We start from the raw sequence: 20,235 nt of genomic DNA, 5'->3' as shown, positions 1-20,235 counted from the left end.
TCCTTTACTGGGCCTTCATGGCCCCAGCCAAAAAATTCAGGAGCCGGTTTTCCTTCGGCTCCTCTGTGTGTGTGTCTTCGGTTTTGGGTTCCTCTGCCCTTTCTGGGTCGGCGGTTATCCGGTCGAAGATCGACCGGCGGGCGCTCTGGGTAGGCCGCTGGCTCTGGGGCTCTTTGGCAATGGCCGTCGCAAACCCAAGTTCGAGAGCCTGCACGGGAGTGAGCCAGGTCTCGGCGTCGAGCATGGCTTGCAACTCGTCCTCCGACAAGGCCACCCCGGCGTTGAGATATGCCTGCCGCACCTGGTTAGAGATGGTCTCCAAGTCTTCTGCGGCTTTCGACAGCTCGGCAGATGTCCCGGCGGCGACCGTCGAGGCATTGTGGATCATCAGCAGAGAGGCGTCCCCCATCACTCTGGCATCGCCCGCCATGAAGATGACGCTGGCGATGGAGCAAGCGAAGCCGTCGCAGTAGGTGTTCACTCGGGCGGGGTGGCGCTTCAAGGCGTGGTAGATCGCCAGGCCCTCTGCCACCTCGCCGCCGTAGGAGTTGATGTAGGCGTTCACTTCGTCCACGTCCAGACCCGCCAACTCGTTCACCAGGTCATAGGAGGTGACGTCGCTGTCTGCCCATTTGCTGCTGGTGATGTCCCCATACACCTGGATGTCGGCCACCCGGCCGCTGGTGTGGAGATTGTAATATTTTCTCATCCTGTTTCACCTCCTCCCTGCTGTGCAAGTGCTTCCGCGATGGTGGCGTAGTTTTTTGTCATATAGTGTTCGTTGGCCCATGGCTCGGGGATTTTAGGCTCCCCCACCAGGTCGCGGATGTCATTGATTGTGAAGGCTCCAGAGGAGATGAGCTTATCGACCGAGGCGGACACGCTCAATAGGTCAACGTGCTTCACTGCCTTGGTGTCAATCTGCAGATAGTCCCCGACCAGAAAGCCCTCCTCCCCGTAGGTCTTGCGGTTGATCTCCTCCGCCAACATAGTACAGAGAGGATCGAGGCAAAAAGTCAGGGCTTGGTCAATGGCCTTGTCGGTGTCCTGCACCGACCCATTGAGCAGAGCCGGAGGCAACCCAAAGCCGCGAGCGGTAAAATCCAGCACGTCGTCAACCATGGCCCGGATGTCCCGGGTGCCCTCGTTGGAATAGGTCTTGGACGCGATAGGCTCAAAATCGTATCCGTCGAACAGAGGGAGGACGGCGTTGTCTGCCGAGAACAGCGCACGGAAATCATTTTTCAAAAGGTTCTCAAACTTCGCCCGTTCCTCCTCTTTGTTCAGCCGGGAGGAATTGACCTTAAGGAGCCCCTTTGTCCCCCGCGATTTCTGGTAGGATTCCATGGTATAGGTGATGAGCCGGGAGTAGGCATCGTAGATCCCCGCGGTCACCTGCCGCATGTCCTTCTCGCCCAGCCGGAAATACAAGACCTCCGACTGGAGGAAGGAGCGGGAAAATGAAAAGTCCCCGACCTGCACCTGGCTGAACACATCATCTAGCAGGGCGTAGGGTTTCCGACAAAAAGAATCCGCCACCAACATCTGGCCCCCGGAATCAATAACCAGGGCCTCGTTGTGACGGTAGAGCTGGGCGATCAGTTTGTGGAGGAACACGCTGCCCGACTGGTTGAGATTAGGGGAGATGTTCCAGCGGTAATAGTTCTTTTTCTTGACCTCCTGTCCTCGCTCAAAAGTCTTAAACTCGCACTTGCTCACCGCGTTTGCGATGAGGTTGACGCAGGCCCAGAAAGCCAACTCCCGGACGTACACCTCCCCACCGGAAGACCCCGCCTCCTCCGCGGTGATCTCCTTGACACCGACCTGCTGGGTCTCTCCGGTCATCTTTTCGAGTATTCGTTTGAGTGGCGCTGCAAAACCCAATGTATCACCCCCTCTCAATAGACGAAGGTCCCGAAGTCCGGGACCCCCTGAAATTTTGTTTCTGCGATCTCGTCCTCGACGGTCATCGAGGCAACCAAGGCCATGAACGGGTCGGTCTTCCGGCTGCGCGCCTCGATTTTGGCGTAGCGGTAATTTCCGAAATCCTCCCCGGTGCCCCGCCCATTGCGCACCAGCTTGGTGTTGTTGGTGGCCCAGCGCAACACCGGATTATCCCCCCATACGAATGTCTGGTTGAGAAAGGCGCTGTCGATGACCGGCACCACCCGGGCAATGTCGGAAGGACGGACCAGCCGGACGTTTTTGTAGTCCTTCGCGTCAAAGCCGATCTCTCGCAGGGCGCGGGCCAGCAGCGCGTAGCGGTAGTTGTCCAGGGCAATGACCGGGATATGATAGGTCAAGGCCGCCCGGGCAATGTACTCCACCAGGAGCTGCGGGGGTATCTCCACATTGTCCACCGGCGTCAAGTGCCCCTCTCTCGCCCAATCCTTCCAGGGGGCGCGAATGCGGGGCAGGTCGGGAGACTGGAGGCAGAGCCAGGCGTGGTTGATGTCGTTCCGGGTCTCGCCATCGAAAAAGTGGAGGTTGACCGCCGCCCAGTCGGATGTCTTGGCAAAGTCGATCCCCACCGAACAGGTGCGCCCGGTCAGGTCAGGCAGCGGGTGGTTGGTGGCCTTAACGTTCTCCCAGGCCGTCACCTGCACCTCCCGATTGCTTTCCGGGAGGTTCATCCTCTTGGTCATGAAGGCCGGGAGTTGCCCAGGGTTCCGCACCCACTCAGCGTACTCCTTCTTGATCTCCTCCAACAGGTTGGGGAGATATGGAAGGGAAGGGTTGGCCTTGGGCCAGTTGGCCGGGTCGTGCACCTCCTCCTTGCTGTCCAACCGGCAGATGAAAGGCAGGAGGCCATTGTCCGGTTCCTCCTGTCTCAAAATCCTGTCGGAGGTTTCCAGCAGGTCATCCAGCGGGCCGTCCCGCACGTCGCCGTTGGTGGTGTAGTAGGACCGCCGGGGATGCTTTTTCTTCCCCAGGCCGGTAGTAAAAACATTGATATTGGCGTAGTTTTCATACTGGTGGATCTCATTGAAAATCACGATTCCCGACCGCAGGCCGTCTTTCCCCTTCGGGCTATTGGTGCGGCCCTTCATCACCGAGTTGGTTTTCAGGGAGACCACCTGCTCTTTTGTCCATCGGAAAAACCGCTTCAGTAGCGGGGTATACTCCGGCGTCTCCAGCGCCTCGATAAAATCCCGCACCGGTCGCATGGCCTGGTCCTCGTTGTTGGCGCAGATGTCCACGTCATACCCAGGGATGTTGTTGTATGGGCCCATGAGACAGGCAGATTCAAGGGCGATGGTCCCGTCCTTCCCCGCCCCCCGTCCGATCATGCAGAATAGGTCGGGCCACCGCGGCAGGCCATCGGGTCGGTACACGCAGTCGTGGAGGGCAATTACAAATTCCTGCCATGAGAAAAGTTGGTCAAAGGGGAAATACTTTGCCATCCCCAGGTAGTGCTCAAGCTGCTCGTCGTCCACACGAAGGGGTTCGGTCTCAAAACAGCGGCGCACGTGAGCGACGAGCAACTTTTGGTCTTCACAGGCAACCAGCTCCCCGCTCTCCACCATCTCGATGTAGCGGAGGATGTGAGGATTGATTTTACAGGACAATATCCTCCCCTGCCGACTGCCCCGGCTTGATGTTCAGCGCGTCCAGCAGTTTGAGCATCTGGGCGTTGACCTTCACCAGCTCTCCCACCGAATCGTTTTTGCGGACATTGGTCACCCCCGCGTTGGTGGTGACCTCGACGGCCACCCCGCGCTCTCGGATGTCCTGCAATAGGCCCTGTTTCGCGTCCCACATCCCCATGTAATCGTCCACTAAATCAGTGTAATATCCACCTTCTGTGCCGTTCATGGAGAGCTGGGCGAGCAGGTCATCACGGATGGTTTTTCTCAATTTTTGGATTCTTGTCAGCCCCGGCATGGGCTTCACCTCCTTTCGCGCACGAGCAAATATCTTTTGTCGAGCACCCACACGATTACGGGAACCCGCATTAAAACGCCATTTTTTTGACCCGGGGGTGTCACCATTGCTCCGAAGTTAGCGGCGGCTTATACTCTCTCGCCCGCGGTCGGTACTCCTCCGGGTGTGCCTCCCAGTGGCACTCCTTGCACAGTGGCACAAGCTGCCGCCGAAGCTCCCCCGTGTAGGGGTCCCGGTAGTACTTGGAGAGCGACAGCTCTGGGTGGTCCCGCAGATGCAGGACATGGTGGACGGCCCAGGCCGGACGGTACAGCCCGCGGGCCCGGCACCCCTGGCACTCGCCGTGCAGCTCGGCCAGCACCTCATCCCGGAGGTGCAGCCACCTGGCCCACTTGTAGAAATCAATGACCCGGCCCTCGGCTATGTAGCTCTTGACGCGCTCCAGCTCTGCACCGGTCAGCAGCGTGACTTCATTCTCCATTTTTCTTCCTATCTGCAATTCTTTGGCATATAAAATAAAACTTGCATCGCACTTCTACTTCAATCTCATAGGCGACTCCGTCGGCGTACCAATTGACTTGACCCGCATCTAGCTCCATATACGGGCATCCCTCGCATTCGTTCAGTTTGACCATTCTCAATTTTTCGTCCATGATTCCGTCCTTCCTGCCGCATAGGCCGAACGGGTCATCTGCCATATTTTTGACCTGTAAAATCTCTCTGCGAATTTCTTTTCCATATGTCTGATTCCCTCATGATTTTGCTTGACTTTATATGACATATATGCTATATTATATATAGCGAAAGGAGGAGAGCAAATGCCAGAAGTTTCTAACTTCTACGGGATTCGGATTTGCTTTTATTTTCTCGACCACAACCCACCCCATTTCCACGCTGAGTACGGCACCTTCAAGGCGTTGGTTGACATCCAAGACGGAGCAGTCATACGTGGACACCTCCCGGGGAAACAACTAAAGCTGGTACTGGCCTGGTGCGAAATCCACCGCGAAGAGCTCCTAAAAAACTGGGAGTTGGCCAAAAGTGGGAATCCCGTAAACCCAATCAATCCGCTTATTTAAGCAGCACACAGGGCGACCAACCGGCCGCCCTACCTGTGCTATTTGAAAGGAGGATCTCCATGAACGATATGTATATCCCTCGCGTCGTCCAAGCGGTGGCAGCCGATGAATACATTGTTTATTGCTATTTTGACGATGGACGGGTCACCAGAATGGACATGACCCCATACGTCGGGAACGGGGCCTTTGCCCCTCTCTCAGATTTGGCTCTATTTTCCGACGCCCTGACTGTCCTCAACGGAACTGTTGCCTGGGACATCTCCGGGGATCGCGATCCCGCCGACTGCATCGACATTGACCCGGTCACCCTATATGAGCAGCCTGCAATTTCCGACCCGTTGGGAGGTGCAGTAAGTGCCTGACGATGCTTTTTTGGTTATTGACCAATTGGTCGAGGAGCGAAAACGCCAAGGTGTCACCCAGCAACAACTTTCTGCGCTCACCGGGATAAATCAGACCGCCATATCTCGAATCGAAAGCAAGCGGATTTCCCCAACAATCCAAACCGTTGATATTCTGGCAGATGCGCTTGGATGCTCACTTCGCCTTTCCAAAAAAGACGCCAAATAGTCGGCGTCTTTTTCTTTTTCCCCAATCCCATCCCTCCAGCGTCTATGCGAATCGCTTGCGCTGGCACACCCGTTTTTACTCCTCCCGCTCCGATACAGAGGCCGCCGTTCCGTCGTACCCCTTGGGTATCTTTTCGGCAGCATCCGCAAGGGCATCTAGTAGCGCCATCTCCTCCTCGGCGGTAAGCGGCGAGGAGAAGCCGATTCTGGCTGTTATGGCGTAGACGTACATTCAGTGCCCCCTGTCTGCCCAAAAATGGGCACGAAAAAGCCCACACCGTCAGGTGCAGGCTTGAATTGTCGGCCCACCCAGCCTACTGAGTATCCCACGCGCTGAACGTAAGGCTTCGACTGGGCAGGCATAATCTCCTGGCTATTTTTTAGTCTCCGCCGGTGGGGAGACAATCTCAATCACGTCAGACACTTATATCCCGCTGCTGACACGCGGCGCACATGCTCTGGACAGTGCTCACCCTTCCAGTTCCCATGGAATAGGGGCCTGCTGGCGGGTCTATGACCCTGCGCTCTGCCAGCTTTGGCAATTGGTGGGCAAACCGTCCTCATGCAGACGGCCCGCCCATAAAACCCGCCGTCTCTCCTGTCCCCGGATATTGGGGAGGTTACTGCGGCGGGCTGATTAACTGGGGCCGGTGCGCTCCGGCCATTGTGTCCAAGCAAGGCGCGCATCTCTCCTCACCTAGATCACTATAACCATTTTACCATTTCGAGGCGGACAAAACGGACGATCTTAAAAGCCATCTGTCGTGAGCCTTTCTCACCCCGTCCGCTGTATTCCCCCCTCCAATATGAAGGGCCACAGCCGCCCACGAAAACCCGTTAATGTACCGCAAGCTAAGGATTTGCCGTATCAGGCAATCATCCACCCCTGCTATATACCGATTCAGCCGATTATATTCGGCGATTGAGGCCTTGATCTTTCCCTCGATGATTGCCTTGCAGTCGGCTATTTCGGCGGCTATGGCGGTCTTGTCAGATATTCCCCCCACATGCGGGAGCCCAGTAATTTTTGGGGAGATATTCTGCGCAGCAGCCTCCAGTTCTCCGAGGCGTCGCTTCTCTTGCCCGATTTCGCGGTTGAGATAATACAGCTGTGACAATTCCCTCTTGGTCACTCCCCGTCCTCCTTAATCCGAAATACTCTGTACCCCCTGATTGTCCCCGATTTCTGACGGCACACCGCTTGGTATATGTAGCTCAACGGCACTCCAAGATACCGCGCTACTTCCTCTGCCTTACCCACGCAAAGGGGCAGCTCCAGCTCGTCCGCCGTGGTCGCCATGTAGAGGTTATAGGGTGCACCCATAGTCCTCCGCCTCATCTTCTGGAGGGTCTGGCAACGGCATCCAGTGGGTGACCTCCCCGGGAGAGCATCTCCACATCCAATTTCCGCACGAACTTATCCACCGCTCCTGCGTTCGGAGGGTTACCCCGTTTTTTTGTTTGATAGCCACCAGTACCTTGACCTTTTTGCGGCCTTGGTTTTCGGTCATCTGCTCCGGCATCATGTCTTCACACTTAATCCACATTATTTTTCCCACCTCATCCATCCTCGCCCCACAGTTGGGGCAGCACATGCTCCGCCACTCGTCTGGCTTGTACCTGTCACAGTGAGAGCATACCAGCCCGCCAGTGGGGTGCTCAATCCAGTGTCCGTGCGCCACCGGGATAACATCGGCAGCGGGAATTTCGCGCAATACACGTTTTACGTCTTTGATTGTTACAGTGGCCGGGAAATTGTCTACATCTACCTCCGAAATGCGGTCTCCTCCCTCATAGGTGAAACGAGATAACGCATCTTCTCTCTTGATATACTCAGCCATTTTCTTCCTCCTCTCTCGGCGCCCAGGCACTGCAATATCCATCCGGCCCAGGTGCCTCCACGTCGTCTACCATCTCCCACACACAGCCCATGGTCCCGCGCCATGCGCAGGACCCGCACCTTCCAATCGGCATGACAGTGCGCATGTTCCATGCGGTGAGGCACTCCATGTAACCATCTCTGTACACAACAGGTTTTCCGTTTTTCAGCGCTATTTCAGAGGTTGACCGAATCCCAGCCATTCCGCATTTTCTGCATTTCGCTTCATATATTGCCTCAAATGTAACCGAAGTACAATATCTTGACACCACTTCAAAGATCGGAGTACCTCCGCAAAACGGGCACGACAGCACAATCCCCTGTCTGGTGCACTCCTCCTGTGACTCGCGGTCGCCCAGCAAGGCGCGTCTGATTAGGTCGCTCATTTTCTTCTTCCTCTCTCGATCGCCGCCCGAAATACCACCACCATGCTGGGAAACGGGGCGCCGTTTTTGGCACCACCAAATTTAAGGCGTCCACACAGAAATCGCACCTCCGCCCGGTTATATATCCAGGTGTGGAACCACTTAGTGTCTGTCCGCGACGGGATAAGCATGACCACCGTCGCCCCTCCGTCCTGGCTCTCTATGTATGCCTTTTCCACCCATTTTCCGATCTCTCGCCCGTATGGAGGATTGCACCAGACAGTTTCCCCTGCCCAACTCTGGGCCAGCCCGTCCTGCTCCTTGGTGTAATAACGAGGGCATTTGCGGTTATTTTCGTTTGCAGCTACATCGATCGAAAAATGAAATTTCGCGTCCAACTGATCGAAAAAATCTTGTGGGGTCTCCCACTCCACGGTTTTACTTGACAATAGTGCTCTGTTCAATTTTCCACACTCCCTTGTGTTGTACTCCCCAAGCCACTGCCTCCTGGTGGCTCTCCACTGCAAGGTCAATCTTGCGCCCCTTGATGGCCCCGCCGGTGTCCTGTACCACCCGCTCCCCTATGCCGTCTATGTAGACCCGCGTCCCCAGCGGCAGGACGTCTGGGTCGGCGGCTATGGTCACCCCCGGCGTCACCGGCTCCCCGCTGGCGGTGGTGGGGTTGCCCCCGCAGATGTGGGGGTATTGCTCCGCGCAGTAGGCGTATACCGCAAACTCACCGGCGAAAATTCGCTGTTGAGATTCTACGTGAGCCATCACCGGCTCCGGCAATCTGGGTTCGGCGGCAGTCGCTGGCCGCTGGATGGTAAGCAGGGCAAGCAACATGATCAGATATTGGGCAAACTCACGCACCCCATTCTCACCCCTTTCAACACTGCTTCTTTGGTGACTCGTTCCCCCGTCATCCGTGAGAGGCAATCCAATGACAGTTCTAGCAAGCTTTCTGTACTTTCCCCTTCCTGGGCACTCCTGACCAGTTGGCTCAACCCCTCCCCTACCTTTCGCAGATTCTCCTGGTATTGCGCCAAACAGGCCGCCTGCCGCTTCTCGTCTTCTACAGCTCGCAGATATGTACTTTCTAGTGTTCTTCTCTCCTGTTGGGCCTGTTCTTTTGTGATTCGCCCGGCCCGCCAATCGCCATAGAGGCATCGCAGGGCCAGAAAGCAGGCCTGTTGCGACAGGCTTCCGCGATGGGGGAACTCTCCGCCGACGGACGCATCGTGTTCAATTTCTCGAAACTTCATCTGTGCCTCCTTTGTGCGACCTGTGCGACTGTGTGCGACTTGTGGTCGCACGGATTTTTTGGCTTACCTATGCGATTTTTAAAGCGTTGTGCGACTGTGCGACTTTTTCCGGAGATTTTGCTATATAGGGATTTTATGTTTTTTATTGTGCTAAAGTAGTAAATAACTAAAATGTACAAAAATTCTTTTCTATAAGGGGGTATGTCTAAAACGTCGCACAAGTCGCACATTTCGCACAACCGCATAACCATGCGATTTGTTCTAATATCCAAAGTCGCACATAAGTCGCACAACTCCTTATTCTTCCGACAAAAGGCCGTTTCCGACCTCCTCTTCCTCCGGCAAAACCAACACCACACAGTGGCATGGAGCCCTGTTGATTCGCTTGGTCATGTCAAATCCCTTGCTCCCGACTTCAATTTTTCCTGCTGACTTCGCCCAACTGAGGAATGCACGAGGGCTATATCCCTCGTCCTGACAGATGCGGTTGAAGACGCTGCGGACGATGTATGCCCTCCCGCGGTCGACTGCGCCCCAAACCTCATTCTGCTCACTCTCCCCGCAGAAGCGGTGGCGATTTTGCACCACGTACTCGCAGAGAAAGTCGTAGCAGCGGCCGTTCTGGTCTACACTGGCCCGGGTGCGGAGGAACTCGGAGATGTCCTCTAAAGAGAGAGCTCGCCCATCCTCGAAAAGCCAGTGGGTGGCCAGTTGGTCGGCCGTCAGGATGAGAGCGGCAGCCATGGCCTGTTTCTCGGTTGTGTCGTTCTCCCGCAGGGCTGACGAGAACCGGTTGAAAAGGCCCTCCGCCTCCTCAAACCCACCCTCTGTCAGCCGCTGTACAAACAGCCGGCCGGCATGGCCATAGTGGCGCTTGGCGGTGTTGGCCACTCCGCGCGGGTCGGAAAACAGCCGTTCCCGGCACTCCACCTCTACGATTCGGTTGACCGCTCCTCCGCCAGAAGATGCGCCGGTAATGGGCATTTCTCCCGACGTGAGGATACAGTTTTGCCAGGTAGGGGTCTGATCAGTGCCGCCGGAGCGGTTGCCTCTGGTTCGCCCCACCCCCTCGGAAAGCATATAGATGTCCTTGTCGAACTCCTTCTTGTCCTTGGCGATCTGGAGCTCATCGAGAATCAGGGGCAGAGAGTTGCAGAATGCTGCTGACCGCTCCCGCCCTACGGCGGTAGAGTTGAAGGTGTGGATGTACTTCCCCATCTCCGGATTGGCCCATACCGAGGCGGCCAGCATCAGCCCTACGGTCTTGCCCGCCTCGGTTCCGCCCCAGAGGTGGACAAAGAAAGGCAGGCACCCCAGCGGACCCACCAGCACACTGGCGAAAGACGCCGCCAGCACGATTCGCGCAGTGATCCCCTCCGCTGCCCGCACCTGTCGTGCCAAGTCGAGCCACTCTTCCAGTGATCCTCTGGCCTTGACGCTCTCAAAAAAGCTGCGGAAGTTGGCATCTCCGTCAAAGACCAGTTCGGACACATAGGGCGAGAAACCCTCTTCGCCGATCCACCCCAGTCTTCCCACGCTCTGTTTTTCTGGGATCTGATCGTAGTTGAGCCCCTCGATGTCGTGGAGATAGCGCACCAGATAGGCGGCTGATTCTGAAGTCACCGCTACCCCCACATTGGCCAGCTCAAGGATACTCTGCCGGCTGGCCAGGGTGCGCTTGTCCGCCGTGGTGTGGCGCCACTGCTTTCCCTTGCGAAAGGCAAGCACCAGCTTCTCCACCCCCGTGTCGATGTTCACCAGCCGCATCACCGGCAGGATGGGGTGGTTGCAGGCTACTACCTCCCGGTAATCCTCACTGATGGTCACACCGTACTCGTCTGCCTGCCAAGGGCCGGTGTCCAGCTCCATCTCCTGCCCCTCGAACTGGGTGACAGCCATCCCCACCGGCCGAGCAAGGGCCATCTGCTTTTTCACGTACTCCGAAAAGGCTTTCTTAAAGCCGGTGACCCGCACCTTCCGGGCCTGTTCGCTCATCCGCTGGAGCAGCCTGTCAAGCACAAATTTGTCGTCATAAAATTGGTAGAGGAACTCATAGGGGTCCGTCCCCTCCAGGTAGTCCTCCCGAGTGTAATTGGGAATTTGAATGGCTTCGATGGCTGTTCGCCTCCCATCTTTCAAAATTGCTGTTCTCTTCCAGCCAGTACTCCAGGTATGGGAGCCGATGGGCGGCCTCTACCCAGCTTGCCGGCAAGGCCGGCGGTTCTCCCTCCCCATTCCATCGAGAAGGGCGTTCTTCTCCTAACCTCAAGCCCCGAATTTCGGCGCAGAAGGCCGCTGTCAGCGACTGGTAAGCCTTCTTCCCATCTTCTCTCCTGCGGCGCTCCTGGGCTCGTTTTTGGGCGACTTCTGCCGCCTTTCTTCTGGCCCGTTCGTCCCTCTGCCCGCGCATAAGGCCCAGGCCGAAGTCCTCATCTAACCGGACCAGTGCCTGCGGATATGTAAGGCCAAAAAGGCCCATCACCAGGTCGATCACCGAGCCCCCCGCCCCGCAGACAAAGCAGTGGAACCGCTCGTCTGTGTAGGCAAAGTTGGGGTCTTCCCCCTGGTGGATGGGGCAAGGTATCCGCCCCCTGGAGGAGGTGGGGAGACCGTATCGGAGCAACACTTCGGGCACCGTGATCCGCGCCTTGACCTCCTCCACCGCGCTCATGCTGCACCGCCTTCCAATCGTTCTTTGGCCCAATAGTAAAGGGTGCTGTAGATGATTCGACCGCTGTCCTCCGGCTGGCAGAAAAGCAAGGTGATACCGTAGCGCACCTGCCATGCTAACAGGCTGGCGGCCAGGGCCTTGGGGGCCATCTTGCTGCGGTAATCATGGGAGTATATCTTCCTCCAGCTAGCGTTCTCCACCAGCAGAAACACCTTCACCCCCGCCGCTTTAGCCCGTAGGAACTCCGCCTCAAAACGCCGCCGGTCTACTGTAAAGTTTCCGGCGATCTCGTCCAGGTTGGCCTTGCGCTCGATGACCACCTCGTCCTCCAGGCTCAAGAACCCTCCCTGCTCGTCGGGGAGTAAAGCGGTGTAGTCCCCGCAGGGAAGCTTCCCTCGCTGCACAGGAATTTTCTTTTTCCCCAGGGTGTCTTCGATGTGGTTCCACACCTGCTCCCGGGTGTCCACCAGGACGCCCATCTCTTGCAGCCGCCCTTTTACCTGGGTTTCGCTATACCTCCTACGCATGATTAGAAGGGCAGGTCATCATCGTCCGCCAGTTCCTCAAAGTCCTGCACCTGCTGGCGGCTGGGCTGCTCTCCTTCCCAAGGAGGGAGGGTACCTTGTTTGTCCCGGTGGATAAACCACCGCACCTTCAGGTACCCTCGATCGTCTTCTGCCAACCTGGCGGCACCGGCTGCACCTATCCAACCCAAAATCTCGTTGTCCTCGTCGGCAATGCCAAAGCTGTCTTTGAGGGAGGTCAGGTTGCGGTTGAAGTAGTCGTTTTTTACGATATAGTGTTTGATGCGGATGTTCGACCCGCTGGGCCGTACCGCCACCACCAGCATAGGGTTACCACTTTTGCTCACCGTCTCCTCCACCTCGGTGATGGCCACCCGGTAATCTCCGGGCTCCAGCCGGGCGCTCTCTTCTCTGCGGTATCCGTCAAAAATACTCATTTTTATTCTCCTCTCTTTTCGTCTAGATAGGTGGCTTCCATATCTGCCAGATGCAGCTTCACTGCCAGTGGGCAATGATCAAAGGCTGTAGAAACCGCGTAACTGCCACCCTTAGTCGCATCGTCAAAGCCACCCATGTGCCATCGGATGGCCAGAGCTTCGCTGGTCTTAAGGCGCATGAACCGCTCAATGAGAAAGACCGACTTCTCACCGTGGCCGTAGGGGAACTGATCCTCTACCTGGTAGAAGGGCACCTTCTCCCACCGGCCGGTCTGTTCATCCTTCACGTTGCGGCTGCTGACCTTGTAGAAATTGGCTTTACAGAGGTCGTGGAGTAGGCCGCAGACGGCCAGGGTTTCGGGTGTCTCTTCCGGCGCCAGGGCGCAAAGTCGCTTGTAAACGTTCACGCTGTGCTCGCACAGCCCGCCAGGATAAGCGCCGTGGAATCGGGTGGATGCCGGGGCAGTAAAGAAGTCGGTGGTCTCCAGCCAAGCCAACAGCCGGTCGGCCCCCGGCCGGGTGATCTTCTGATATGCGTTCATAAAGTCCATATTCGGCATCAGTCTCTTGCCCTCCATTTTTCTGCGTACAGTTCATCCAGCTCGGAAAACTCCAAATACTGAACAAATGGTTTTACAATCGTTTCAATTTCCGGGGTCTCGTTTCGGGTGTAGATCTCCCGATACAGGTCTCTCCCGTTGCTCACCAAATAGGTGAACCTCTCCACCTCCGGGCAGCAGGCAAAATACATGGGGTGCTGAGGGCTGTCTAGGTATTTTCCCGGACGGTAGCTGTGGGAGAATTTGATGTCGTAAATCTCCCCGGCCTTGAGGACGTCCAGACGGCCGTAGAGGAGGAATGGAATCCCGTCAATGACCATGTCTCGATAGGCGGCCACCTGAAAGGTTCCTCCACGGACAATCTCTCCTACCTGCCGGATTCCCTCTGCCCATTTGTGCCCCCTTTCCGGCTCCTCGCCCTCACACCAAGCGGTAACCAGATTCTCAAACTGAATGCCGTCCTGGATGGGCTTTGTCCGGGGCGTAGGCTGCCGGTGCAGGGTCTTCAAGAAGTCCTCCTGTGCCCGCTGCGGATCGCTGGCCTTGTACATCCACAGCCAGGCCGAAAGGAGTGACTGGGTCAGCAGCAACCTATTCCTTGACATAGGCCCCCGCCTCTCTGTCCCAGTGCATCCCCAGCGCCTTGATTTTGGCCGCCAGTAGGGCTTTTGCCTCTCGTTCGCTGGTGAGGTAGTGGGAGAGCTTCTTCAGCTGATGGGCTGTTTCCAGGGCAGTGGCAGGGTCGTGAATTCCTTCAATCAACTCCCGCGCCTGTTCCATAGCCGCTTCATAGGCTTCTTGCTCTCCCCGATGGGCCTCCGCCTCCTGGCGGATATTCTCCCGGGCTCGTTCAAAGAGCCGGTTCAAAAAATCGTTGGGGACGCCGTCATCCAGCCGGGGCAGTTTGAGCAGACCCTGCACCCCATAGCAGCCCTTGGCAAAGTACTGCTCGGTGGGGGTGAATCCCACCAGCCGGTCTTCCCCCACCATCTGCATGAAGCAACCCAAATCACAGGGCTGCCAGACGATGTCCCGGGCCGCTCCTTCGCAAAGGAGCCTCTGCCGGGTCACGTCTCCGTCCCTCTGCTCCACCGTGTGGAAGACATAGATGATGTTTTTGTTCAGGGTGTATTTTAGCCAGTTGGTGAAGCGGACGAACTCTGCCTTTACCGCGCCAAACCCTTTCAGGGAGATGGCCCCGTTCTTCTGCCGGTTCAGGGAGGGGTTGTCCCGCATGGCCCAGTCCTGCAGGTAGGTTACAAAGCTGCCGCCGGTGTCAATAACGATGGTCTGGCAGGCCTTTACCTGCGGGCTTTCCAGGTCTTTGAGCACCTCTTCGTATGTATCTGCCTCAATGGTGGTTTTGCGGTGGGCTGCCCTGACCCGGGCAACCCCCTTGTCGAAGTCGATGAGCACCGGGTCCGGCGCCGAGAGGGCCAGGGTGGTCTTCCCGATCCCCGGGCTCCCGCTGATAATCATGGAAAATTTTTGATTGCTGAAATCCATTTCAGCCGGCTGCAAAATTGCCATCTCTATCTCTCCTTAAATGGTCTCATACTCGAACTGGCCGTGGTTGCACAACCAGTGAAAATAGGTCTCTGTCAGAAAGTTTTCACAAAAATCCGTGATCAGACCGGCAACATCGTATTCTTGCGAGGAGAGAAACTCGGTTCCTCCCATGATCCGCAGATAGCCACAGAACTGCTGCCAGTGATCTTGTACAAACTCATTTCGGTCTTCTGTTTCAGCTGCGCGAAACGCCGCTCTATTTAGGTGCCGGCTGCAAAGGGCTTCGCCGCAAAAGACACCAACTGCATCTTGACCACAGCACTCGCAGCGGGGCCGGTCATCCAAAGGAGCGTTGGGACAGCCGGGGGGACAATGAACCTGCCTACAAATCTCACACATTGACATTCTCCCCTTCTCGGCCTATACTGTGGGTGTAGATTTTCTTTGCACTGCCGTCCGCGATGTTTGCACCATCGTGGGCGGCTTTCTCTATTTTCAAGGCCATCTCAGGGCCGTCTCGACCGTCTCGCGGGAAAACCAGTTGAATATTTTCGAGAGGTTCATGGAGAATGTCCATCACCCGATAGACCTCATCCAGCCGCCACCTGCTTGCGCCCTTTGCTGTCCCATCGTTCAGTCTGGTCCGCAGGGTTTCAGTCGATATCCCGATGGCCTCTGCCAATTCGGCTGACGTTTTATAGCCTTTCTGACTGGCCAGAAAACGAAGATACCTGTACTTCACGGGACGAAACAATTTGCCTTGCATTTTCATTTCCCCTTCCTCTTCCTAATTCTTTTCGTCCTCTCGATCTCGATGACGGTTTTGGCGTTGTAGTCGCCCCTCCACTCCCGCTCCTTGCGCTTGAGCTCCTCTGCTGCCTGCTTGGCTTTGCGGTAATGGATGCATTTATCGTGGTCAAAGCACTCATTGTGCTTGGGGCAATCCATACACGGGTAGATCATCTTTTCGCCTCTCCTCTCCATACCAGCAGCGCCGCCACAATGCAGCCAAGGCCACAAGCAGCAAACCCAATTACGTGGGTTAGACTGGTTCCTGCGTCGCTCATGCCACCAGACAGCAGCAGGAGCGCCGAGCCGATGGCGGTTAGTTTTGTGGGGCTCATGCTGTTTCCTTCCTTTCTTCCGCTTCCATGAGGCCAAGTGCCTCAATAAGCAGTTCCTTGGGGCTTTTTTGCCGCTCTTTCTGCGGACGCCCTCGGCGGCGAAATTCTACTCCGTCGGGCGGAAAAACAATGTGTAGCCGCTCCGGGGGCTCTCTGATGATCTCTAACACTCGGTACATCTCCGACTGCCTCCAATTGGCTCTGCCTGATAGGCGATCGCTCGCAGATGTTGGAGACGAAAAGCCGAGAAGTTGCGACAGATACGAAACATCCACTCCCAACTCTCGGAGTCTCTGTCGAAGGTAGCGATATGTATCTGGCGATTTTCCCATGGTGTTCACCTCCTTTCTTTCCTCCTTTTTGCGGTGGTTTCCTCACTTAAATCCCTAATGCAGATTGCGCAAGCGGTTGCTGCTGCTATTTCGTCTGCACTACTGCCCCATTGACCTGGAAAGTAATTTCAAATACTGCTGATTCTCCGGCATCCTGGCTTACCCTGTAGGACAAAACGTCGTCGATTTCTTGTCCATCAATAAAAATGCGTGTCGCACACCCGTCTCCACGAATCTCTGCCGACTTCGCCAAGCTCTTCACCTCCTCCCCCGCTTCGGCGGGGATTTTTACTGTCCGTTTTATTGGACATTCTTTGTGTTATCCTCTATACAAAGGATTTTTCTAATGCTGGACACAATTCCTGGGGTGGAGAGTTCTCCTGTCTCAATCTTGTGAAGATAGGAGCGGTCAAAATATTTCCCCGTGTCCTGCCGCACTTGCTCAATCAGCCATTCTTTTGGTTGGTTAATATCCACAAGTGCGTGATTGATTTCCTTGCCAAGTTGACAAAGTTGCTTCTTTGCCAAAGACATCACCTCCCTTCCTATTGACTTTTACACGAACGTATAATATATTATGAGTTGTCAACACCTTTTCTACTACTCGTTCGCGTCTCTGTGTCTAAATACTACTACACGCACGAGTAATAGTCAACAGGGAATTATTACGCGCTCGTATATTTTACGAAGTGCACAATTGAGGTGCGTGTATTATGTCAAAGCTGTACAGTATTCTTGCGGGGCTATGTGATGAGAGGGGTATAAGCCCATACAGAATGTGTAAAGATACCGGAATTCAGCCAAGTGTTATGACCGACTTAAAAATGGGGAGGAGACACACAGTAAAGGCGGAAACCGCCTCCAAATTGGCAAACTACTTCGGAGTTTCCGTTGACTACCTCCTCGGGAACACAGACAAAAAAGAAAAAGCCCCCGCCGAAGAAGGCGGAGGCATTACAGATGAAGAACTAAAATTTGCGCTGTTTGACGCGCCGGAAGAAATAACCGATGACATCATGGATGAGGTCAAGCGGTTCGCAAAATACGTAGAGGAACAAAGACGGAATGGACATATTAAATAAGCTGTATAGACTTGCCGAAAAGGACGGCATTTCTGTTCTGCGTCTCAATTTGCCGCTCACAAAAGCACTCTCGCTACTTGAAAATAGCACTTGCTACATAGGGATTGATGAAACTCAATTTGAGACATCGGCGGAGAAAAAAGCAGCTCTTGCCCATGAACTGGGGCACTGTAAAACGGGAAGCTTTTACAACCAATATAGCCCTTTTGATTTGCGGGAACGGCATGAGGTTCGGGCCGATCGGTGGGCAATCGAAGAAATCATACCTCGACAATACTTCAACGATGCAATAAATTCCGGAGTAACGGAACCATGGGAACTGGCAGAACTCTTCAACGTCCCACAGCGGTTTGTAGAAAAGGCCGTAGAATACTACTATATGTTAGACTTGGAAGAAAAAAGACCCGCCCAGCGGTAAGGCGCTGGACGGGTAACGGATAGAGCAGATAGTTTGGGAGCCATCTGCCCTGTCAGTATAGCATATTTTGGCGGGAGGGTGCAACCATGAGAAAAAATGAAGCCATCTGGATTGAAAAAAGCCAACGCTGGCAAATCAAAGTTCAGAAGGATGGAGTACGCAGGGCTTTTTACAGCTCCACCCCTTCCAAAAGGGGGAAAATTGAGGCGGAAAGGAAAGCAGATAACTGGCTGGCCTCCAATACCAAAAACGAAAACATTCGCTTCGCCCCGCTTTGGGCTGATTTTCTCGCAGAAGTGCATCTAACCACCAGCACATCTAATTACCGAAACCATGAACTGCACGGGAGACGATGGTTTCTCCCTCGTCTGGAGCACAAATATGCCCGCGACATCACCATCCAAAACTGGCAGGACTGCTTGAACGACGCCTATCGATCCGGGCTTTCAAAGAAAAGCATCAAGAATATACGCGGATCAGTGACCGCCTTTTATAAATATTCTTTCAAGCGCGGCATTCCAATGGTTCGGCCAGAGTTTTTGGAAATACCTAGAGACGCGCCCGTCGGAGAGAAAAAAATCCTCCAGCCAGACAATATGAAAACGCTTTTTTCGGAGGACACCATTGTCCGATACGGGAAGGAAGAACCGGCCTTTTTCATCCATGCGTGGCGGTTTATGGTGCTTGCAGGGCCGCGCCGAGGAGAACTCTGCGGGATTGACCAAAGGCAAGACCTAAAGGGAAACACACTCTTTATTCGCCGCTCCATCAACCACTACAATGAGGTGACCGGCGGGAAGACAGACAACGCCCAGCGAGGATTCGTCCTCTCTTCCCGAGCAATGGAAGAAGTCGAGGCGCAAAAAGAGATGCTAAAGCGTCTGGGCATAAAAAGCCGATGGCTATTCCCCGACGAAAACGGAGATCGGTTAGACCCCAAGCATCTATCAAAAAAATGGGAAACATACCGAAAGCAGCATGGAATTTCATGTAGCTTGCATGAGCTACGCCACACCCTGATCTCAGTTGCAAAAGCAGACGTACCAGAAGAACTTCTCAAAATGATTGTTGGCCACAGTGCCAACATGGACACGTTTGGCGTCTACGGCCACGAGGTGGACGGGGAGCTGGAAAGGGCGGCCAAACTTCTGGACAAGGCCTTCGATCGCATTCTAGAGTAAAAACAAAAATGGGTTCAAAAGTGGGTTACTGGAAGCAAGAACCGCTCAACAAATCGCATTGTTGAGCGGTTCTTTTGGTGCCGGTGGCCGGACTCGAACCGGCACGCTGTCACCAGCGGTGGATTTTGAGTCCACTACGTCTGCCAATTCCATCACACCGGCATTTTTAGTACCCTGTTATTATATACGTTCCCCCTGCAAAATGCAAGCCCTTTTCCCTCTCCCTCCATGGGGGATCATGCCTCCTTTCCGGCACCCGTCTCCCGCTGCCGCCGCGCCCGAAAATAGGCCCGGTTTTGCCGCACCGAGGGGTGATCCGGCTTACTGAGGGCGGCCAGTTCGTTCTCCTCTTCGGCCCGGCGCCAGTCCCCCAGGTGGTCATAGCAGACACACAGCTGAATGTGGGGCAGGAAGTCGTAGCAGTCGGGCTCTGTAAAGCCGCCCGATGCGGGGTCAAAGGGGATTTCCAGCGCCTGGCGGTACCAGTACATCGCCCGCTGCCAGAGCCCCCTATCGAAAAAGCGGCCGGCAATGTCGCAGCAGATCTCCGCCCGCGGCCGGTCAAAGGCAAAGCTCCAGAACAGGGCCCGCAGCGCCCGTTCCGGCTGCCCCTGGCGCTCCAGGCAGCGAGCCAGCTCCCGGCAGGCGCTCACCTGGTTTTCCACCCAGCCCTGGCCGCTTTCCAAAAAGGCCGTCAGCACCCGCTCCCCCTCCTCCAGCCGGCCGGCATAGCAGAGTTCCCGCGCAAAGTAGAACTGCTGTCGGGGGGAAAGGGGGCCCTTGGCCGCCTCCTTTTCAAAGATGCGCAGATTTCGCTCCGGGTCTCGGCGGTGGAGCTTTTGGTGGGTGACGGCGATTTCCCGGCGGATGACCCGGCCCCGAGGAGTCACTGCCTCGTGCACCGCCCCCTCAAAGCGGAACCCCCGGTCCCGCCGCCAGAGCCGCTCCCGGTAAAAGGAGAAGGTGGGCCGTCCCGCCTGGTCAAAGGCGGTGTTGTAGCGCAGCATCACCATGTCCACCGATCGGTCCAGCTCCCCTTTGAGGGCAATCAGCGCCTCCCTGTCTGCGGGCAGCAGCACATCGTCGGCGTCCAGCCAAAAGAGATACTCCATCCGCCCCTTCTCCAGGGCGAAGTTGCGGGCGGCGGCAAAGTCGTCGCACCAGGGAAAGTCATACACCCGCGCCCCCTTTTCCAGGGCGATCTGCCGGGTGCGGTCCTTCGATCCGGTGTCCACCACGACCACCTCGTCGGCCACCCCGGCCACACTGTCCAGGCAGCGGCCCAGAACGTCCTCTTCATCCCGAACAATCATGCAAAGACTCACAGTCGCCAAACCCCATTCCCCCTTCTCCCC

At 55.7% G+C, this 20,235-nt stretch carries 32 protein-coding genes and 1 tRNA gene; 6 read left to right on the top strand and 27 right to left on the bottom strand.

The features are described 5' to 3' along the window. Positions 1-4: 4 nt before the first annotated feature. The 6 genes from BN3266_RS07905 to BN3266_RS07880 all read right to left on the bottom strand — a co-directional run bounded on the left by BN3266_RS07905 (position 5) and on the right by BN3266_RS07880 (position 4,538). On the bottom strand, positions 5-709 hold the full coding sequence (locus BN3266_RS07905) for a head maturation protease, ClpP-related (protein ID WP_059004733.1): 705 nt from the start codon (positions 707-709) through the stop codon (positions 5-7). After that, entirely contained in the window at positions 706-1,845 is a 1,140-nt protein-coding gene (locus BN3266_RS07900; protein ID WP_059005557.1) for a phage portal protein, read from the bottom strand. Before BN3266_RS07900 ends, BN3266_RS07905 begins: the two co-directional genes overlap by 4 nt. 53 nt (positions 1,846-1,898) lie before the next feature. Continuing rightward, positions 1,899-3,569 (bottom strand): terminase TerL endonuclease subunit, encoded by a 1,671-nt coding sequence (locus tag BN3266_RS07895; RefSeq protein ID WP_059004732.1) that lies wholly within the window; start codon positions 3,567-3,569, stop codon positions 1,899-1,901. Beyond that, positions 3,559-3,858, bottom strand: coding sequence for an RNA polymerase subunit sigma-70 (locus BN3266_RS07890; protein WP_242861746.1), 300 nt, complete (start codon positions 3,856-3,858; stop codon positions 3,559-3,561). Before BN3266_RS07890 ends, BN3266_RS07895 begins: the two co-directional genes overlap by 11 nt. A gap of 127 nt (positions 3,859-3,985) precedes the next feature. Further along, positions 3,986-4,366, bottom strand: a complete 381-nt coding sequence (locus BN3266_RS07885; protein ID WP_059004730.1) for an HNH endonuclease — start codon at positions 4,364-4,366, stop codon at positions 3,986-3,988. Further along, positions 4,356-4,538, bottom strand: coding sequence for a hypothetical protein (locus BN3266_RS07880; protein ID WP_154669027.1), 183 nt, complete (start codon positions 4,536-4,538; stop codon positions 4,356-4,358). Before BN3266_RS07880 ends, BN3266_RS07885 begins: the two co-directional genes overlap by 11 nt. A 165-nt stretch (positions 4,539-4,703) precedes the next feature. On the opposite strand from BN3266_RS07880, the gene BN3266_RS07875 reads away from it, so the two are divergent. Genes BN3266_RS07875 through BN3266_RS07865 form a run of 3 tightly spaced genes read left to right on the top strand, consistent with a single transcriptional unit; the run spans position 4,704 to position 5,534 of the window. Then, complete coding sequence (locus tag BN3266_RS07875) at positions 4,704-4,964, top strand: DUF4160 domain-containing protein (RefSeq protein WP_059004728.1); 261 nt, start codon at positions 4,704-4,706, stop codon at positions 4,962-4,964. Between the two features lie 59 nt (positions 4,965-5,023). Then, positions 5,024-5,326 carry a DUF2442 domain-containing protein gene (locus tag BN3266_RS07870; RefSeq protein ID WP_059004727.1) on the top strand — a complete coding sequence of 101 codons (303 nt, stop codon included), beginning with the start codon at positions 5,024-5,026 and terminating at the stop codon, positions 5,324-5,326. Beyond that, positions 5,319-5,534 carry a helix-turn-helix domain-containing protein gene (locus BN3266_RS07865; protein WP_059004726.1) on the top strand — a complete coding sequence of 72 codons (216 nt, stop codon included), beginning with the start codon at positions 5,319-5,321 and terminating at the stop codon, positions 5,532-5,534. The genes BN3266_RS07870 and BN3266_RS07865 overlap by 8 nt, the downstream gene beginning before the upstream one ends. Before the next feature lie 75 nt (positions 5,535-5,609). Here the strand turns inward: BN3266_RS07865 and BN3266_RS13875 are convergent, their stop codons facing one another. The 19 genes from BN3266_RS13875 to BN3266_RS07785 all read right to left on the bottom strand — a co-directional run bounded on the left by BN3266_RS13875 (position 5,610) and on the right by BN3266_RS07785 (position 16,727). Next, entirely contained in the window at positions 5,610-5,765 is a 156-nt protein-coding gene (locus tag BN3266_RS13875; protein WP_154669026.1) for a hypothetical protein, read from the bottom strand. 484 nt (positions 5,766-6,249) lie between these two features. After that, a complete protein-coding gene (locus BN3266_RS07860) occupies positions 6,250-6,666 on the bottom strand; it encodes a hypothetical protein (RefSeq protein ID WP_059004725.1) in 417 nt (138 codons plus the stop codon). A gap of 174 nt (positions 6,667-6,840) precedes the next feature. After that, positions 6,841-7,374 carry a DUF551 domain-containing protein gene (locus BN3266_RS07850; protein ID WP_059004723.1) on the bottom strand — a complete coding sequence of 178 codons (534 nt, stop codon included), beginning with the start codon at positions 7,372-7,374 and terminating at the stop codon, positions 6,841-6,843. Between the two features lie 420 nt (positions 7,375-7,794). Then, positions 7,795-8,241: a DNA N-6-adenine-methyltransferase gene (locus BN3266_RS07845; protein ID WP_059004722.1), complete on the bottom strand. Its 447-nt coding sequence runs from the start codon at positions 8,239-8,241 to the stop codon at positions 7,795-7,797. Continuing rightward, positions 8,216-8,554, bottom strand: a complete 339-nt coding sequence (locus BN3266_RS14305) for a 3D domain-containing protein (RefSeq protein WP_242861745.1) — start codon at positions 8,552-8,554, stop codon at positions 8,216-8,218. Before BN3266_RS14305 ends, BN3266_RS07845 begins: the two co-directional genes overlap by 26 nt. A 71-nt stretch (positions 8,555-8,625) precedes the next feature. Beyond that, complete coding sequence (locus BN3266_RS14300) at positions 8,626-9,042, bottom strand: hypothetical protein (RefSeq protein ID WP_059004720.1); 417 nt, start codon at positions 9,040-9,042, stop codon at positions 8,626-8,628. Positions 9,043-9,339: 297 nt separating this feature from the next. Next, positions 9,340-11,181 carry a DUF927 domain-containing protein gene (locus BN3266_RS07830; RefSeq protein ID WP_059004719.1) on the bottom strand — a complete coding sequence of 614 codons (1,842 nt, stop codon included), beginning with the start codon at positions 11,179-11,181 and terminating at the stop codon, positions 9,340-9,342. Next, on the bottom strand, positions 11,093-11,713 hold the full coding sequence (locus tag BN3266_RS14535; protein ID WP_075109714.1) for a CHC2 zinc finger domain-containing protein: 621 nt from the start codon (positions 11,711-11,713) through the stop codon (positions 11,093-11,095). The genes BN3266_RS07830 and BN3266_RS14535 overlap by 89 nt, the downstream gene beginning before the upstream one ends. Then, the gene (locus BN3266_RS07825; RefSeq protein ID WP_059004718.1) at positions 11,710-12,192 is read right to left on the bottom strand and encodes an ERCC4 domain-containing protein; all 483 of its coding nucleotides are present in this window, start codon (positions 12,190-12,192) and stop codon (positions 11,710-11,712) included. Before BN3266_RS07825 ends, BN3266_RS14535 begins: the two co-directional genes overlap by 4 nt. 50 nt (positions 12,193-12,242) lie before the next feature. Continuing rightward, positions 12,243-12,674, bottom strand: a complete 432-nt coding sequence (locus tag BN3266_RS07820; protein ID WP_059004717.1) for a DUF669 domain-containing protein — start codon at positions 12,672-12,674, stop codon at positions 12,243-12,245. A 2-nt stretch (positions 12,675-12,676) separates the two neighbouring features. Beyond that, positions 12,677-13,234, bottom strand: coding sequence for an HD domain-containing protein (locus tag BN3266_RS07815; protein ID WP_154669025.1), 558 nt, complete (start codon positions 13,232-13,234; stop codon positions 12,677-12,679). Beyond that, positions 13,234-13,743, bottom strand: coding sequence for a hypothetical protein (locus tag BN3266_RS07810; RefSeq protein ID WP_195891612.1), 510 nt, complete (start codon positions 13,741-13,743; stop codon positions 13,234-13,236). The genes BN3266_RS07815 and BN3266_RS07810 overlap by 1 nt, the downstream gene beginning before the upstream one ends. An 82-nt stretch (positions 13,744-13,825) precedes the next feature. Then, on the bottom strand, positions 13,826-14,764 hold the full coding sequence (locus BN3266_RS07805) for an ATP-binding protein (RefSeq protein ID WP_059004715.1): 939 nt from the start codon (positions 14,762-14,764) through the stop codon (positions 13,826-13,828). Between the two features lie 12 nt (positions 14,765-14,776). Next, on the bottom strand, positions 14,777-15,142 hold the full coding sequence (locus BN3266_RS13860; protein ID WP_154669024.1) for a hypothetical protein: 366 nt from the start codon (positions 15,140-15,142) through the stop codon (positions 14,777-14,779). Further along, entirely contained in the window at positions 15,135-15,515 is a 381-nt protein-coding gene (locus BN3266_RS07800) for a helix-turn-helix domain-containing protein (RefSeq protein ID WP_059004714.1), read from the bottom strand. Before BN3266_RS07800 ends, BN3266_RS13860 begins: the two co-directional genes overlap by 8 nt. After that, positions 15,512-15,706 (bottom strand): hypothetical protein, encoded by a 195-nt coding sequence (locus BN3266_RS07795; RefSeq protein ID WP_059004713.1) that lies wholly within the window; start codon positions 15,704-15,706, stop codon positions 15,512-15,514. The genes BN3266_RS07800 and BN3266_RS07795 overlap by 4 nt, the downstream gene beginning before the upstream one ends. A 157-nt stretch (positions 15,707-15,863) precedes the next feature. Beyond that, positions 15,864-16,037: a hypothetical protein gene (locus BN3266_RS07790; protein ID WP_154669023.1), complete on the bottom strand. Its 174-nt coding sequence runs from the start codon at positions 16,035-16,037 to the stop codon at positions 15,864-15,866. 247 nt (positions 16,038-16,284) lie between these two features. Continuing rightward, positions 16,285-16,452: a hypothetical protein gene (locus BN3266_RS13855; RefSeq protein WP_154669022.1), complete on the bottom strand. Its 168-nt coding sequence runs from the start codon at positions 16,450-16,452 to the stop codon at positions 16,285-16,287. Positions 16,453-16,499: 47 nt separating this feature from the next. Then, positions 16,500-16,727 carry an XRE family transcriptional regulator gene (locus BN3266_RS07785; RefSeq protein ID WP_242861744.1) on the bottom strand — a complete coding sequence of 76 codons (228 nt, stop codon included), beginning with the start codon at positions 16,725-16,727 and terminating at the stop codon, positions 16,500-16,502. Between the two features lie 185 nt (positions 16,728-16,912). On the opposite strand from BN3266_RS07785, the gene BN3266_RS07780 reads away from it, so the two are divergent. The 3 genes from BN3266_RS07780 to BN3266_RS07775 all read left to right on the top strand — a co-directional run bounded on the left by BN3266_RS07780 (position 16,913) and on the right by BN3266_RS07775 (position 18,880). Continuing rightward, positions 16,913-17,281 carry a helix-turn-helix domain-containing protein gene (locus BN3266_RS07780; protein WP_075109712.1) on the top strand — a complete coding sequence of 123 codons (369 nt, stop codon included), beginning with the start codon at positions 16,913-16,915 and terminating at the stop codon, positions 17,279-17,281. Then, positions 17,265-17,699, top strand: coding sequence for an ImmA/IrrE family metallo-endopeptidase (locus BN3266_RS13240; RefSeq protein WP_075109711.1), 435 nt, complete (start codon positions 17,265-17,267; stop codon positions 17,697-17,699). Before BN3266_RS07780 ends, BN3266_RS13240 begins: the two co-directional genes overlap by 17 nt. Before the next feature lie 86 nt (positions 17,700-17,785). Then, entirely contained in the window at positions 17,786-18,880 is a 1,095-nt protein-coding gene (locus BN3266_RS07775; protein WP_059004709.1) for a tyrosine-type recombinase/integrase, read from the top strand. 75 nt (positions 18,881-18,955) lie between these two features. On the opposite strand, the gene BN3266_RS07770 is transcribed toward BN3266_RS07775, so the two are convergent. Both BN3266_RS07770 and BN3266_RS07765 read right to left on the bottom strand, forming a co-directional pair. After that, positions 18,956-19,042 (bottom strand) — tRNA-Leu (locus BN3266_RS07770). 74 nt (positions 19,043-19,116) lie between these two features. Continuing rightward, positions 19,117-20,205 carry a glycosyltransferase gene (locus BN3266_RS07765; protein WP_368013956.1) on the bottom strand — a complete coding sequence of 363 codons (1,089 nt, stop codon included), beginning with the start codon at positions 20,203-20,205 and terminating at the stop codon, positions 19,117-19,119. Between the last annotated feature and the right edge of the window lie 30 nt (positions 20,206-20,235).

Source organism: Bittarella massiliensis (ex Durand et al. 2017) (assembly GCF_001486165.1).
GTDB classification, from domain to species: domain Bacteria; phylum Bacillota; class Clostridia; order Oscillospirales; family Ruminococcaceae; genus Bittarella; species Bittarella massiliensis.
Note: the sequence above shows the minus strand (reverse complement) of the source record. Positions and strands in the feature narration are given on the sequence as shown.